We start from the raw sequence: 16113 nt of genomic DNA on the forward strand, positions 1-16113 counted from the left end.
TAAATTTCTATTTTGTTTGCTGTTATTGTTAGTAATAGTAAATATATTAAAATCTAAAGTATAATGAAAACTTATTCAGAAATTTTCGAATACTTTCAAGGCTTAAATAAAAGTATTTCTCTTATCAGGAGGTGTCTTTGACATAGAAAAATTAAAGTTGCGTCTTGAAGAGCTGGACTACCAAGCGTCGAATGATAATCTGTGGCAAGACAATCAAAAGGCACAAGAAATTTTAAAAGAACGTTCTAAAATTAAGAATGACGTAGAGTTATTTTTAAAGCTGGAAAGCGATTACAACGATGCCATTAGCTTAATGAAGTCTGCTATTGATGAGAATGATGAAGAATTTTTCTCTGAAGTTGAAAGTGAATTAGCTAAGCTAGAGAAATTAATCAAACTTAAAGAGACAGAATCCTTATTTACTGGTGAAGCAGATAACAATAACTGCTTTTTAGAAATCCACTCAGGAGCTGGTGGAACAGAGAGCAATGATTGGGCTGAAATGCTGATGCGCATGTATACAAGATGGGCAGAAATTTATCACAACTTCAAAGTTGAAGTTGTAGAAAAATTAGAAGGAGAGTCGGTTGGTATAAAGTCTGCAATGATAAAAATCGTTGGAGAAAAAGCTTACGGGTGGGCAAAAAGTGAAAGTGGAATTCACAGGCTGGTTAGAATATCGCCGTTTGATGCAAATGGTAAACGTCATACCAGTTTTGCAAGTGTAGGAGTAACTCCAGTGATCGAAGATTCAATTGATATTGCTGTGGATGAAAAGGATCTAAAGATCGACACCTACCGTGCTTCCGGAGCAGGCGGTCAGCACGTGAACAAGACTGAAAGTGCGGTACGCATTACGCATATTCCAACTGGTGTTGTAGTTCAATGCCAAAATGGTCGTTCTCAACACAGAAATAAAGATGAGGCGTTAAAATTACTTAAAGGACGTTTATACCAAATTGAACTGGAAAAGAAAGAACAAAAGATGGCTGAAGAATATGGTAAAAAATGCGATATAGGCTGGGGTAATCAGATCAGATCGTACGTTATGCATCCGTATCAAATGGCGAAGGATTTAAGAACTGGACATGAAGTGGGTAATATAAATTCTGTTTTCGATGGTAATATAGACTGTTTCATAGTTAGTGTGCTTACTAAGCAAAATTAAGAATTTATGTGGAGTTGACTTTCTTGCCATAATATATGATAATTAAAATATTGTTAAAGTAGGAGTAAAGTTATGACAATGAGCAATGATGAGTGGAGAAAAGTATTAACTGATGTAAATGCTTACGCAGATTATTATAAAAATAATATAATTACAAAAATACAGAAGAGGTTGCAATCATATCCTGAATACAAAGAGTGGAAACAAGATAATTTTAACGTAAATCATAAATTTACTGTTTTTGACGAAACACTGTTATATTTAGCTGTTAAAAATGACTGTTTAGTATTGGTAAATGTTCTATTAGGAATAGAAGGTATAAATGTTGATGCAGTAAACAGACATAATGGATATACTCCTTTGCATTGTGCTGTTCGAGGTGGTTATACAAGGATAGTAAAGGCTCTAATAGGAAATGGAGCAGATGTTAAAGTGGTAAATAAAAATGGAAGTACCCCTTTACATTTAGCCGCTGCACGTTATCGCGATGAAGAAACTGTAAAAGCTCTAATAGAAGAAGGGGCTGATGTTAATGCGTTAGATGAAGATGGGTATACTCCTTTGCATTTGGCTTGTGCAAATGGTCAAACAGGAGTAGTAAATCTCCTATTGAAAAGAGAAGATATAGATGTTAATGCAGTAGGTAAAAATGAATGTACTCCTTTACATATTGCTGCTCTAAATGGTTGTAAAGAGGTGGTACAAACTCTAATAAGAGCAGGAGCAAATGTTAATGTAGTAAATAAATATGGAAGTATTTCCTTGCATTTTGCTATTCAAAATGGTTGTAAAGAGGTAGTACAAGCTCTAGTAGAAAATAAGGCAGATGTTAATGCATTAGATGACGACAAACGTACTCCTTTACATATAGCTACTCAATTTCGCAGTAATAAAGAGATAATAAAAATCCTAGTAGAAGCAAAAGCAGATGTTCATGCAGCAGATAAATATGGATGGACTCCTTTACATATTGCTGCTGAAAATGGTTGTAGAGAAACAACAGATATTCTGATGGCGAAAGGTGCGGATCCTTTATTGAAAAATAAGGATGGTAAAACTCCAATGGATCTTAACAAAAGCAGATATATAGCAGCAGCTATCATTACAGCAGCGGCACTAGCAGTTGGTGGTATTACATATAGCATATTAAAACCTAGTACTAAAATGGACGAAACGAAAGAAGCGCAAAACGTAAATGGGAATGTGCCAGGAGGTGGCAAGGCGGCAACTTGACATAGTTTTTTGAGCCATAGTATCAAGTTAAGCTTAAAATATGATTGAATAGTTGTTAATAATAGTGTATAATTATTAATCTTTTCTAAGCACTTTAGCTATGGCTATTTCTAAGTTTCTCGATCCTAAAAACGACTTTGCCTTTCGGCGTATTTTTGGCTCTGTAAATAATAAGGACATTCTTATTCACTTTCTTAATGATATGCTAGGCCTTACTGGTGTTGATCAGATAGAAGATGTTTCTTTCTTAAGTCCCATTCAGGACCCTGATATTGCTTCTCAAAAGCAGAGCATTGTTGATGTTCTCTGTACTGATTCTGCTGGAACCCAGCTAATTATTGAAATGCAAGTTGTTAAAACTACAGGCTTTGAGAAACGCGCTCAATACTATGCTGCTAAAGCTTATTCAAGTCAAGCTCACAAAGGTGATCAATATCAAGATCTTAAAGGAGTTATTTTTATTGCTATCGCCGATTTTATCTTATTTCCTAACAAGCTGGCTTACAAATCTGATCACGTTACTTTTGATAAAATTACCTATGAACATGATCTCAAAGATTTTAGTTTCACTTTCATCGAGCTACCAAAGTTTAATAAGACAAAAGAAGATCAGCTTTCAAATATTGTTGAAAAATGGATTTATTTTTTTAAGTACGCCGATGAAACTAGCGAAGAAGATCTACAGAAAATAATAGGTAGTGATGTTATTATTGGTAGAGCTTATGATGTGTTAAATCAATATAACTGAGTAAAGAAGAACGTTTTGCTTATGATCAAACTAAGAAACATATTGATGATTATCTTTCCTCTATTCAACAAGGAAAAATTGAAGGCATCAAAATTGGTGAAGAGAAAGGTAGGAAAGAAGGTAGAGAAGATTGATGTTAACACTATTGTCAAGTGTACTGGCCTGTCCATTAGTGATACCAATTCTCATTGTTGATCAGTCAAATAGGAGAAATTGCAGAGTTGTTTAATTGTGGAGCTGGCAAGAGAAGTAATAAATTTGCACAAAGCACCCTAAAGCAGAGCAATTGTATCGTATATTTTATTGCGCAAAATGTTCTGTTTTATGTATAACCAAAGCCTCTCAACAGGATTGAGTTCAGGTGAATATGGAGGTAGGTATATAATCTCAATATTTTTAGCTACCTTTAAATTTTTTGACTTATGCCAACTAGCACAGTCCATAACAAGAACAGCTTCTCTTGTCCCTAGATATTGCGACATTTGCTCAAGAAATACATTCATGCAATCAGTGTTAACATTTAGTGCAAATAAGCTAAAACTCTCTCCATTTTTAGGATTAACTGCACTGTAGAGATAAAAATTATGCCTACCTAATTTTATTTTAACCCGAGTCCTAGTGCCTTTTTTAAACCATCCATGCCCAACTTTCGAATGTGTGCCAAACCTTGATTCATCAAAGAAAAATAGCTCTTTTTCTGGATACTTGCCAATAACTTCATTGAGATTTTTTTTTGAATTCCTCTTGTTTACTTTTATCTTGTACGTTGTGTACTGGTCTTGGTGTAATATATGAAAATTTCATCTTTTGCATATGGCGGTGTACTGTAGATTTGCTGATATTTAATCCGAACTTTTCCTGGATTCTTATTCTCATTTCTTTAATGGTAATATTAGGATTTTCTTCTATACATGCTTCAATTTGCTGTAGTTGAGCCTGATTTAATTTAGTTTTTCTACGGCGTGATAGAGGAGCAAACAGTTTTTCTTCTCTGCCAAATTTCAAGAGTTTTATCCACGAAGTTAGTGCGCTTCTTGAAATTCAATATATTTTTGCTACAGCCGTTATACTATGCTTTTTTGCCGCAATTACAGCATTTAGTTTTTTTGAAACATATACATTGTTCCTTACTTTCTTCAGCATTTCTTTTGCTGATTCTACTACTTTTTCATCTAATAATTTTGATCTTAATGCCATTTATACCTCGCTACTTCACTTACTTTAGTATGGCTTTTTTCCCATTATTGTCTATCCGTTCTTTGTATAGTGGGAATTGGTATGAGATTGAAGAATTGCAGAATTAAGTGTGAACGGTTACGGTTTCTCGTCTCCACCATGCTGTATAGAAAAAAGTCTGGATTCCAATTTGCATGACAATGTGGAGTATCTGCTTCTGTCATCCCAGTGGGATCTCTTATTCCATTTTATCAACAGTTTGTTTTGTAGTATCAAACAATTTTAATCCTATAATCCCGAATGTAACTAAAATAAAGCATATTACTTCGAATAAATTAACTGGTTCATTAAATAGGTAAACTCCAAGTATCGAAGCTCCTATAGCACCTACTCCAGTCCAAATTGCATAGCATACTCCGATAGGTATAGAACGTATAGCGAGCGAAAGTAAATACGTACTAAGAGCCATGGAGAGTATGCTAATTATTGATGGTACGAGATAAGTAAATCCACAACTATGCTTAAGTGTTATTACCCAGAACACTTCAATTAGTGACGATAAGAGTAAATATATCCAATTCATGCATAAATTTTTAGGTTTAAATAGAGAGCTTTAGCCCTATGGTTCCTATTATAATTAAAATGATACATAAAACTTGAGATAAATTAATATTCTCTGTGAAAGCGGTTGCACCAATTATAGTTATTCCAATTGTGCATATTCCAGAGGAAACTGCATAGCATACTCTAATAGGTAGAAAGCATGCTGCAAGAGATAAAAAATAAATGCTAATGATCATAATTACCAATGTTGCAATCGAAGGCACAACCTTAGTAAAACTGTTACTAAACTTTAGCGTTACAGTCCACAGTATCTCTAGGATACTAGACAGCAACAAATATAACCAGTACATTCTCGTAACATTTCAATCTTGTATTGTAACAGAAATTGTTAGTTAAAACTACACTAAAGTGCAATAGATCTCTCTTTCGAAATTGCTTTGAAAGCCAATATATTAAACTTAAAATAACATTCTAAAAAACTTTTCTACGAAATTCAATTCCTGTACGTCATTTGCTGCATAAAGAGGTGTAGTTTGTTGCTCAATACCTGGTATTTCTACAAAAACTTTGCCCACTTCTTGACCTTTTTTAATGGGTGCAGGTATCATATCTTTATATTTAATACGCACCTTAATTTGGTCATGCAATTTGCGGTTGTAAGTTATGGTAACATCGTTTGCAACTGTAATAGGCACTTTTTTATCTTTTCCATAGAGAACATTTACTTCCTCAACTACACTGTCTTTAGCAAATATTTTCTTAGTATTAAAATGATTTAAGGAGTATTGTATCAGTCTTTTTGCTTCTTCTATTCGCTCTTTCTCAGTGTTTAAACCATTTACGACAGCAAAAATTCTCCTATCATTTCGTTTTGCAGATGCTACAATGCCATAACCACCAGCATTTGTATAACCGGTTTTTAAACCGTCAACCCCAATGTCCTGAAAAAGTAGAAGATTTTTATTCTTTTGTGCAATTTCGTTATATGTCAAATATTGTTCAGAAAATAAATCGTAATATTCAGGAAAATCAGTGAAAATCCTTTTTGCCAGCATTACCAAGTCTTTTGCGCTCATAAAATGATCTCCATCTGGCCACCCGCTTGAGTTGACAAAATGACTGTCATTCAGGTTCAAATTTTGTGCAACCTCATTCATTTCAGCCACAAAATTCTCTTCTGATCCTGCAATACCCTCGGCTAGTGTTATGCAGGCATCATTACCTGAGACTATTGTAATTCCTTCGAGTAATTCCCTCACCGTAACGTATTGACCTTCTTTCAAAAACATAGAAGAGCCTTTTCTTTCCCACGCTTTTCTGCTTACTCGAAATTTATCCTCCATATTTATTATTCCAGCTTTTAGATAATCGAAGGCTATATATAAAGTCATTAACTTGCTCATTGAAGATGGGGCCATTTTTTCATCGGAATTATGGTCAAAAATGAACGAGTCTGAAGATAAATCTAAGACTACTGCTTGCTTTGCTTTGGTTCTAAACTGGTATGAGTATGAAGAAAAAGGAAATATGGAAACTAATAGCAAAATTACCAATCTGCTTAACATATCTATAATTTTAAATTTATAGTGTACTAATTAATAGTATAATTTTACAGGGGCATTTCAATAGATCTCTTGCATAAAAATTCCTTGACAAGCTTTGCCAGCCCCCTTATTGTAGTATTAAGGGTATTTATGACTCATTGTTTTTGACCTGCAGGCTCAATGACAAAATTCAGTAAAAAACTCAGGGTATTTATTGGCGGATTACATAAAATTATAGCGGCTGCATGTCTCTTTTATTTTTTCTACATTTAGCCAAATCGCGCTTATTTTAAGCGTTAGCACATTATTACAGCGCCAGTTTAAATTATTATAGGGTCAAAACTCGCATCACGGGGCTTCTTTTGCCTTTTTTTTCGTTTGGTAAATTTCTTAAATATTTTCTTAAATTTTATAGCTAATCAGTACTGGGATGACAAGAAAGGAGCACTGGAATGATACTATTATAGAGTGAAATGAGATCCCAGTGTCAGCTACTCGGATAACATTATAGGAGTACTGGGATGACATTATAGGGGCACTGGGATGATACCCTGACAATAGTCATCCCGCTACTTGTTAGCGGGATCTGCTGAAATACCGCGAATGAATTGCGGTATAACGTAGAGCTCGCGTCAGCTACTTTGATGACACCATTTACTGTCTTTAAAAATGAATGTTCTTACAATTGTGCGTCATGCGCTTTATTAAATATTTTACTTAAAAATCTAACTTCTTATTATACAAGAGATAAGCAATTCACTAATGATGAAAAATTACGAAAAGGGGCATAGAAAGCGCCTAAGAGAGAAAATTATTTTAGATAATGGACAATCATTACTTGATTATGAAGTTTTAGAGCACATTTTATATTCAGCATACAGTAGAATTGATGTAAAGCCGATAGCAAAGAGTTTGATAGAAAATTTTGGCAGTTTGAATAAAGTTTTTAATGCTGAACTGGAAGCACTGCAAAATGTTGATGGTGTCAGCAATGCAGCAATATCTGCCATCTTTTGTGTGAAACAAGCCTTTGTTCGTTCTGCAAGAGAAGAAATAAAAGACCTGCCTATAATCGATAACTGGGAAAAATTGCTTGATTATTTAAGAATAAGCATAGGAAGCCTCAATAAGGAAAATTTTCGCGTCATCTATATGAATAAAAAGTATCGTCTAATAGTGGAAGACCTGCAAAACGTTGGTAAAGTAGATCAAACTCCTCTTTATGTCAGAGAGATCATCAAGCGCGCACTTTTGATTGGTTCAACATCCATTGTAATATCTCACAATCATCCAAGCGGAGATACACAACCTTCAAATAGCGATATATCTCTCACTAGACAACTAGCAGAAGCTTGCCAAAGTATAGGAATAGAATTAATAGACCACATTATTATTACATTCAGTAGCTATTTTAGTTTCAAGGAAAATAGGTTGTTGTGAAAGCTTGTAGATTTTGAAATCCTTTTTATTGCACTCTTGTAATCAAGTTTCGTTAAAGGTCAGATTGAATGGTTAAATCTTCCACCCGAATAACCACACACTCTACTTGCTTGTTTGGATATATTTCTTGTACTAAGGTTTTATAGGTCAGCATTTGCTTTTTTATTTCATTTAATAAGGAAACAGAAACGTTACGGTGTGATTTGTAGTCAATTATGATCGCTTTATCTTGCGTTATGCATAGCCTATCTAGTCGTACTAATACTGGTTCGCCATCGATTATTCCACTCAGTGTAATCTCTGATTTGCCTTCTAAGTCAAACAAATAGCCATATTTTTCATTAAAGGCCAATATTTTACTGTAAATTTCATCCTTATCTTCACTGGTGTTTATATTGTCAAGATATTTTCTGACCCAGTTTTTTCTCCTTTCTTTTTCTATCTTGGGCATATACTGCAATATGCTGTGAATGATTTTTCCTCGGGTAAATCCTTCTTCTTGTTTACTCTCTTCTTCAATTACAACAACTTCTCTTAAAGCTGGCGGAAGGGAAATGACTGGAACGTCAAAATAATCACGTTTTTTATAAATGTAAGGGTAGTTTGCATTCACACATAGCACTTCAACTTTTTCTTTAAATATTGGCTGTAAGTATGCTTGTTTCTTTTCATATGGTTCTCCATACTGAGTGATTAGATCATACCAAGAGCCCTTTTGCACTGGCTCTTTACTTAAGATGTATAACTCATCTTCAGCACGTGTGAGTGCTACGTATAATAAACGCAAATATTCATTATAATCCTCTAGTTTTTTCTCTCTTTTTACTTGATCACAATAAGCGTTATTGTTTTTTCCACACCAAAATGGCACTTCCGTTCCATCAAAGATAATGCTTTCACTGTTTCTTGGCACTGTGTTTGTATCAACCAAAAATACTATGGGAGCTTGCAGACCTTTTGATTTGTGAATTGTCATTATTCGCACAGCATTGCGTTCTGATTGCATATCATTCTTAATCTCCGGGTTATTCTCCTTGATCCACTGAACAAACGCTTGAAGAGATGGGTTTTCAAATTGCAACACAAGGTTCATAAATTCGTCTAGAACCTCGAAGCACTCAAGACCTAGCCTTGCAGCAAATTTCTTCTTACCTGTACGCAATATATGTGTAAATAGTGCAAGAGGAGACTCTATGCGAGATAAGTTAATGAGATAGTTTAATTCACTATAGATAACCACAGAATAATCATGAATTCTTTCCCATAGTGAATGCTCTTTACGGTCATATGCAATGTTAAATAAATCATCCTCGGTAAAATTGAATAACGGTGATTTTAAAGCATTTGCAAGAGCTAGATCATTTGCCTGGAGGAGTAAAAATTCGGCCAAAGCTATTAAGTCCTGCACGGCTATATAGTCCATAATTCTAAAATAATCTCGGCCTACAACTGGCACGTTTGCTTTTTTAAGTTCGCTTATTATGTAATCAACTAACACGTTTCGTTGCCGTACCAGAATCACAATGTCCCTCGGCTCTATATGGCGATCTTTAGCGACTAAAATCCGCCCTTCGTTTAACCAATTGTGAATTCTGTTGGCTATTGTTTGAGCAAGTAATCGATCTGTTATTATATAATTTTCCCTGCATGTCAGAGGAATTTGTAAAGCTCGCTGTTCTTTCTCTTTACACTTTGGTAACGCTGGCCAAATTTCAATATATCCTTGATCATTTTCTCTATGTGGAACATGTTTTATTTCATTATCAACAAAAGATATTTCTGTGCGGAAGTTGTTAAATATTCTATCTACAAGCATTAAAACTTCTGGAGTTGAACGAAATGACTTTTCAAGTTGGCATGATATCCAATCTCTGCTACCAGTTTTCGTATGAAAGTATTGTTGCATGTAGTTGAATAGATGGGGATTTGCTCCTTGAAATCTGTATATGGATTGTTTTACGTCACCAACTACAAATAAGGTTCGCTTTTCATCATTACCGGCAAAAAATTCATCGCAGAGATTTGTTATAATTTTCCACTGGCTGATGCTATTGTCTTGTGCCTCGTCAACAAGGATGTGATCTATTTTTTGATCCAAGTTAAACAATATCCAATCTTTGTAGTTTGGATTGCTGAGAAGATTTGTTGCTAAGCCAATTATATCATTGTAGTCAAGCAGTGCGTTTTTTGATTTTTCGCTACTGTATAGATCAACATATACTTTAAATATACCAAGTAAGCTACTGGTTCTCTTGAATATTTGATAAGAATTCATGTCTTTTATATGAGTAAACACTACATTCTGAACGCTCTCTATTATTTGCTCTGCATCTCTAAATTTTTCCAAAGTACTTTTTGTTGCAATGGATGATATGCTCTTTTTTTCGTGCGATTCTGATTTGAGAAATACCTTGGCTAAATCTTCTATTCTGGTGTCTTTCCGCTCCATTCCGGTGTCATCCCAGTGCTTGACACTGGGATCCATATTTCTTTTTTTCTGGATTCCAGCTTCACGCGCTGGAATGACAGAGAGTGGTGGAATGATAGGAGATTTTACAAGGAATCTATTACACCAATCATAGAGCATTGCACTATAACTCTGATCTCTTTTACTGCCTTCACTTAATATCTCGGCTAATCTTTTTATGTGCTCAGTCGTTTCACTCTGTAAGTCATGAATTTCATCTGGAGCACTGAGTTTATCTTTGATATATTCTGAATCATTTTCTGATATCGATCTTTTTATACATAAAGTATAAAGCAAATCGCGTAGTTTATTTTCATCAATTTCAGTTGCAATGAAGTTTATACTATCTTGCACAGCCTCATTATGGAGCGCTTTATCAAATACGATAGAATGTAATTCTTTACATTCACTCAGTGTACAATTTGGAGCGATGCCAGCTTCTATGGGAAAGTTGGAAATTAATTTGTAACAGAAAGCGTGTATGGTTTGTATAGTTAGACCAAGATTTTCCAATTCAGAGAAAAGCCTTCTTGCTCTTGTTAAATAATCTTTATTTTCTCTGGTCGAGCACTGGGATGACAAATAGGGGTGCTGGGATGACATCGGAAAGAAATCTAATTGTTCTAAATCTGCTATCAACACACTCTCTGAGCATATTGCCCACTTACTGATTATGCTGTGAACACGATTCTCCATCTCGTTTGCTGCAGCATTGGTGAACGTTAAGCAGAGAATATTTCTTTTGTTTTCTAATAAAAGTCTCAATACTCTGTCTATTAAGATTTTTGTTTTGCCTGTACCAGCGGACGCATTTACCCATACAGAGAAATTAGGATTTATGGCATTTTTTCTCATCAGAAGTGCGAAAACCTTATAGAAGTTGAATAAAATAGCATTATACATATAATGTAAAAATAATCTTAGTGAAGATATATAATGAAAAGTTTTTGTGTAAAGGCGCCTGCAAAAATCAATCTTTTTTTGCATGTTGTAAATAAGAAGGAAACAGGATATCACTTGATTGAAGGTTTATTTGTCTTTGCTAATCTTTCTAATTTTTTGGAAATAAAAGTAGGTGAGAAGTATTCTAGATACGATAACTCTACAGTTGAATTTGTAAATTCCGAACTTAGAATTAATAACAGGTACAACACCGTAATGAGAGCAGTTAATCTATTGCTTAGATATGCTCCTGCGCGAACTAAAGTCATTGTAAAGGTTGTGAAAAATATACCAATTGCTGCGGGTTTGGGCAGTGGCTCCTCAGATGCTGGAGCTGTGGTACGTACGCTAGGGAAGCTGTGGAAGATTGATAGGACGATTTTAAATGAAATAGCTTTAAGCGTTGGTGCTGATGTTCCTGCGAGTATAGATAGCAAGCCAGTTTTTGTTAGAGGTATTGGTGAAGAGTTGTATCCCATAAAAAAATTCTCTCTACCCACAAATATAGTACTGGTGAAGCCGAAAAAAAAGTTTTTGAGCACACTAGAGGTATTTTCCAAACATGAAGGAGAATTTTCTGAGCCAATTAAATGGAGCGATGACGCTGAAAAGGATTTGTTGAAGTTTCTTAAAGAGACGAGAAACGATCTTCAAGAAATAGCAATAAGCCTTGTACCTGAAATTCAGGATGTGATATCAACACTTGAGTCACAAGAAGGCTCTATACTTTCTCGCATGTCAGGCAGTGGTGTATCATGCTTTGGAATATTCGATAGTGAGGAAAATGCAAAAGCTGCTGCAGTTAATATCAGAGAAAAGCAACCAGAATGGTGGGTATGTGACACTCAATTAATAGTTTGACTTTATGGATATAACTCCCTTAATTTCCGAGAATAAAAATCTTATAAATGGTTACAGGGAAGGAAAATTTTTGGTGAATAATAGAGAATATTGCGGCTCAATTATAGTTTTTCCTGAAAAGGTGATTAAATTGAAAGAAAGTGATATAAATAGCAAGGAACATTTTAAATCTTTTTTAACAGAGGAAATAGAAATTTTGATAATAGGTACTGGTAAAACACGCAATATACCAAGTTCTTCAGTGAAGTCCTATCTTATGGAACAAAAAGGTTTAAATTTTGAATTTATGACAACCGGTGCAGCATGCAGAACCCATAACGTTTTAATATCCGAAGATAGATTTGTTGTCAGTTATCTAATAGCCATATAGCATGCTTGAAATGTTTACCCAGGACTTTTTCATCAATAGTCTAGTTGCAGTAGTCGTAATTAGCCTAGTAACAGGCGCTTTAGGATCGTTTATGATATGGCAAAGGTTATCTTATCTTGGTGATAGTTTGTCCCATTCTTCGTTGCTTGGTGTTGCACTTGCTTTAATCTTTAAGATTAGCCCATCGCTTAGCATAATGCTCATTGCAATTACATTTGCTATACTACTTTCTCTTAATTTTAACAGATTATATTCTGCTGATACGATATTGAACATTGTTACCAATGTAGTTTTATCATCGAGTTTAATACTTATGTCTTTTCTTCCATCGGGCAATAATAGTATTATTAGCTCACTGTTTGGTGATATATTAACGCTCGATCAAAGTGATATAATATTGATTTTTTTAATCTCTGTAATAGTTACTTTGATATTAATATTTAGATGGCGTTATTGGTTAATGATTTCAATTAATCAAGATTTAGCAGTAGTTGAGAAGATTAATGTTAACTTTGTTAGACTAGAATTTTTAATCACTCTTGCTATATTTATAGCAATTGCTGCCCAATTAATAGGAATATTACTCATTGCTGCATTTTTGCTAATACCAGCAGCATCTGCAAGGCTCATTTCGAAAACTCCAATGCAGATGATTATTGTTGCAACAGTTTTTTCTGTGATTTCTGGGATATCAGGTCTGATGTTATCTGCAAGTTTTGATTTGTTAACTGGACCTGCAATTATACTTGTTGCAGCCGTATATTTAATTATCGCTTATTTTATAAGGTTAGTATTAAGCAGGTTGGCTTGATTTTAGTCTCAAATGTTAATAATTTTGTAATATACTCATTATAAAACATCACCATCTTAGCACAAAACAGTCTTTGCTATATTATTGTTTATGTGCTAATGATAATCTGTTAGTTTTATGGAGTAAGCAATATGAGCGGAGAAGGATTTTTTTCTAAATATATAGTACAACCTATGAAAAATTTTTACAATAAGTGTGCTTCTTTTTGGAGGAAGGATGCATCAAATGATGTGCAGAGTACGGCAGATGATATTGTACAAGAAAGCTCAGAGTCTTTGGATACTCATATACAATCAAATGAGAATGATATCATATAGATGGCATGAGGGTCATACCATCCAAAGTTAAAAAATTCCTAGAGAAACCTGATGCTTTAAGTGGTGTGTTAATTCATGGAAGTGATAACAGTAGGGTTGGTTTTTATGTACAAGAAATAATTGCCAATTTGGATGAGTATTCAGTTCAGGTGATGGATTTTGCAATAGTGAATAAGTCACCCGGTTTACTGTTTTCTGAATTGGCAAACATTTCGATGTTTACCAGCAAAAAATTAATTAAGCTGATAAATGTGAGTGGAGGTATATCCAAAGAGTTAAAAAACGTATTAGATTATAACGCAAGTGGTCACTATGTAATGATGGTAGCAAGTGATCTTCCATATAATTCTGCGACTAAAAGTTATATGGAGAGTTCAAAAATTTTTGGTGTGATTGCTTGCTATAAGGACAGCAACAGCAATCTTTATGACATTATATCAAGTTACTTAAAACAAAATGATATAAAATGCACAAATGAGATAATCTACCATTTGCAATCTTACTTTAATCATAGCAAGCTGCCTATATGTTCAGAACTTGAGAAGTTAGTTTTGTACTTAGGGGAGAGAAAAGACCTAAAACTTACTGATATAGAATTATGCTTTTCAACTTCCGGCAACGACTATGCTACACTTGATGATCTATGCTCTGCCATAGCAAGTAAAGATATGTCGCGCTTCATTAGAATTTCTGATGCATTGATATCGCAAGAAAATTTTTCACCGATAGCGCTAATTCGCATTATATCAAATTATTTCCTACGCCTTGAAAACGTTTTGCTGTCAGTGCAAGGTGGAATGAGTGAGCAGGCTGCGATTGATCAGCTAAGCCCTCCATTGTTTTTTAAACAATTGCAGAGCTTTAAATCTCATTTGAAAAGTTTGCAACTTTCAGAACTTAAAAAGATTTTGGAAGAATTGATAAGCTTAGAAGTTACCTGTAAAAAAACTGATTTAGATCATAAAATGATTTTTCAGCAGGTGATTTGTCATATTACAAATACAATTACTTGCTATAGCTAACAAAGATAAGGTGTAACCAGACTGCATTCTGTGATTTTTAGCAAAACACGATCTTTCATTTGAGCTATCTTCAAAAATATGGTTGAATAATTGTTAATAATAGTGTATAGTTATTAATATTTTCAAGCATTTTTGCCATGGCTCTTTCAAAATTTCTCGATCCTCGCAATGATTTGTGTTTCAAAAAAATCTTTGGAACGGAAAAAAATAAGAATATCCTGATCCACTTTTTGAACGATATTTTAGGGTTTACTGAGATAAATGCAATACAAGAAGTTGAGTTTCTTAGCACTATTATGGATCCTGAGATTGCTTCTGATAAACAGAGTATTGTTGATGTCCTCTGTAAGGATTCTCACGGAAATAGATATATAGCAGAAATGCAGCTCGCTAGAGACAAGGGCTTTGAAAAACGCGCTCAATTATATGCCGCTAAAGCCTACTCAAGACAATTAGATAAATCTGGCAACTACATTGATTTAAAGAAAGTCTTCTTTATTGCTATATCAAATTGTAACTTACTTCCTGAAGAAGTTGATTATATCTCTACTCATAATATACGTGATATAAAAACCAACGGACATTACTTAAAAGATTTTCAATTTATCTTTATAGAATTGCCCAAATTTTCAAAAAGTAAAGTAGAGCAGTTAGAAAGTATAGTAGAAAGGTGGTGTTTCTTTTTTAAATACGCAGAAGAAACAACAGAAGAGGACTTAAAAGAGATAGCAGAAAAAGCGCCAATAATAAAGCTAGCATATGATGAATTAGACAAGTTTCGTTGGAACGAAAAAGATTTAGTAGCTTACGAAGAAAGAATAATGGATCTACGGAAAGAAGAAGCCATTCTTGAATACAGACTTGATCTTGCTGAAGAGAAAGGTATACAAAAAGGTATAGAGAAAGGAAAAATTGAAGGGAAAATTGAAGGGAAAATTGAAGGGAAAATTGAAGTCGCAAAAGCAATGCTGGCTAATAATGTTGATGTCAACACTATTGTCAAGTTTACAGGCCTTTCTATTAGTGAGATTGAAGAATTAAGTGAAAATCTGTGAATGGTTACACTTGGAAAACCTTTGTGGCATAATTTAAGTGGGCAGCGTAGTCTACGATTACCGCATAATTTACTATATAGATATTCCAGAACATACAGACTTCAATTGAACACAGAAAAGATTCTTATCAAAGTTAATTACCCTTATTGTCAATAACTATTAGCTACAGACCAGTTCTTGTTAAGTTACAGTAAAGAAATGAGTCATATATAGCTAAACTGAATTAGATTTACCGACAATTTGAAAAACCGTCATTCTGCTACTAGTTAGCGCCTCGGCGGTATGACGTGTTGCTTGGGTCAGCTATAGCTAAAGTAACTTAGGTTCACCGACAATCGTCATTCCGCTACTAGTTAGCGGAATCTATCCGCAACGGCATGACGTGTTGCTTGGGT

The 16113-nt window shown here is 34.3% G+C and carries 13 protein-coding genes and 2 pseudogenes; 10 read left to right on the top strand and 5 right to left on the bottom strand.

What is annotated here, in order from left to right; all coding sequences use genetic code 11:
• Positions 1–63: 63 nt before the first annotated feature.
• The 3 genes and pseudogenes from prfB to OPR24_RS02845 all read left to right on the top strand — a co-directional run.
• A protein-coding gene (prfB, locus tag OPR24_RS02835; RefSeq protein WP_265033846.1) for a peptide chain release factor 2 occupies positions 64–1168 on the top strand; the annotation gives its coding sequence in 2 pieces (ribosomal slippage) (positions 64–138 and positions 140–1168; 1104 coding nt in all).
• A gap of 78 nt (positions 1169–1246) precedes the next feature.
• On the top strand, positions 1247–2401 hold the full coding sequence (locus OPR24_RS02840; RefSeq protein ID WP_265033848.1) for an ankyrin repeat domain-containing protein: 1155 nt from the start codon (positions 1247–1249) through the stop codon (positions 2399–2401).
• A 100-nt stretch (positions 2402–2501) separates the two neighbouring features.
• Positions 2502–3271 (top strand): annotated as a pseudogene (locus OPR24_RS02845) (Rpn family recombination-promoting nuclease/putative transposase); the annotation flags it as partial.
• Positions 3272–3334: 63 nt separating this feature from the next.
• On the opposite strand, the pseudogene OPR24_RS02850 reads toward OPR24_RS02845, so the two are convergent.
• From OPR24_RS02850 to OPR24_RS02865, 4 genes and pseudogenes are all read right to left on the bottom strand, one after another.
• Positions 3335–4346, bottom strand: a pseudogene (locus OPR24_RS02850) (IS630 family transposase).
• A gap of 217 nt (positions 4347–4563) precedes the next feature.
• On the bottom strand, positions 4564–4908 hold the full coding sequence (locus OPR24_RS02855) for a DMT family transporter (protein WP_265033849.1): 345 nt from the start codon (positions 4906–4908) through the stop codon (positions 4564–4566).
• Positions 4909–4924: 16 nt separating this feature from the next.
• Positions 4925–5239, bottom strand: a complete 315-nt coding sequence (locus OPR24_RS02860; protein ID WP_265033850.1) for an SMR family transporter — start codon at positions 5237–5239, stop codon at positions 4925–4927.
• A gap of 108 nt (positions 5240–5347) precedes the next feature.
• The gene (locus tag OPR24_RS02865; RefSeq protein WP_265033851.1) at positions 5348–6454 is read right to left on the bottom strand and encodes a D-alanyl-D-alanine carboxypeptidase family protein; all 1107 of its coding nucleotides are present in this window, start codon (positions 6452–6454) and stop codon (positions 5348–5350) included.
• A gap of 744 nt (positions 6455–7198) precedes the next feature.
• Here OPR24_RS02865 and radC point away from each other — a divergent pair.
• Positions 7199–7873 (top strand): RadC family protein, encoded by a 675-nt coding sequence (radC, locus tag OPR24_RS02870; RefSeq protein ID WP_265033980.1) that lies wholly within the window; start codon positions 7199–7201, stop codon positions 7871–7873.
• A 52-nt stretch (positions 7874–7925) separates the two neighbouring features.
• Here the strand turns inward: radC and OPR24_RS02875 are convergent, their stop codons facing one another.
• Positions 7926–11195, bottom strand: a complete 3270-nt coding sequence (locus OPR24_RS02875) for a UvrD-helicase domain-containing protein (RefSeq protein WP_265033981.1) — start codon at positions 11193–11195, stop codon at positions 7926–7928.
• 81 nt (positions 11196–11276) lie between these two features.
• Between OPR24_RS02875 and OPR24_RS02880 the strand changes: the two genes are divergently transcribed.
• From OPR24_RS02880 to OPR24_RS02905, 6 genes are all read left to right on the top strand, one after another.
• Positions 11277–12143 carry a 4-(cytidine 5'-diphospho)-2-C-methyl-D-erythritol kinase gene (locus OPR24_RS02880; protein ID WP_265033852.1) on the top strand — a complete coding sequence of 289 codons (867 nt, stop codon included), beginning with the start codon at positions 11277–11279 and terminating at the stop codon, positions 12141–12143.
• Positions 12144–12147: 4 nt separating this feature from the next.
• Positions 12148–12513, top strand: a complete 366-nt coding sequence (locus tag OPR24_RS02885; protein ID WP_264328959.1) for an Mth938-like domain-containing protein — start codon at positions 12148–12150, stop codon at positions 12511–12513.
• A gap of 1 nt (position 12514) precedes the next feature.
• Entirely contained in the window at positions 12515–13324 is an 810-nt protein-coding gene (locus OPR24_RS02890; RefSeq protein ID WP_253307337.1) for a metal ABC transporter permease, read from the top strand.
• Positions 13325–13455: 131 nt separating this feature from the next.
• Positions 13456–13641 (top strand): hypothetical protein, encoded by a 186-nt coding sequence (locus OPR24_RS02895; protein ID WP_265033854.1) that lies wholly within the window; start codon positions 13456–13458, stop codon positions 13639–13641.
• Between the two features lie 5 nt (positions 13642–13646).
• Positions 13647–14663 carry a DNA polymerase III subunit delta gene (gene holA, locus OPR24_RS02900; protein ID WP_253307336.1) on the top strand — a complete coding sequence of 339 codons (1017 nt, stop codon included), beginning with the start codon at positions 13647–13649 and terminating at the stop codon, positions 14661–14663.
• Between the two features lie 137 nt (positions 14664–14800).
• The gene (locus tag OPR24_RS02905) at positions 14801–15718 is read left to right on the top strand and encodes an Rpn family recombination-promoting nuclease/putative transposase (RefSeq protein WP_265033856.1); all 918 of its coding nucleotides are present in this window, start codon (positions 14801–14803) and stop codon (positions 15716–15718) included.
• Positions 15719–16113: the final 395 nt, after the last annotated feature.

Source organism: Wolbachia endosymbiont (group A) of Sicus ferrugineus (genome assembly GCF_947251515.1).
Lineage (GTDB): Bacteria > Pseudomonadota > Alphaproteobacteria > Rickettsiales > Anaplasmataceae > Wolbachia.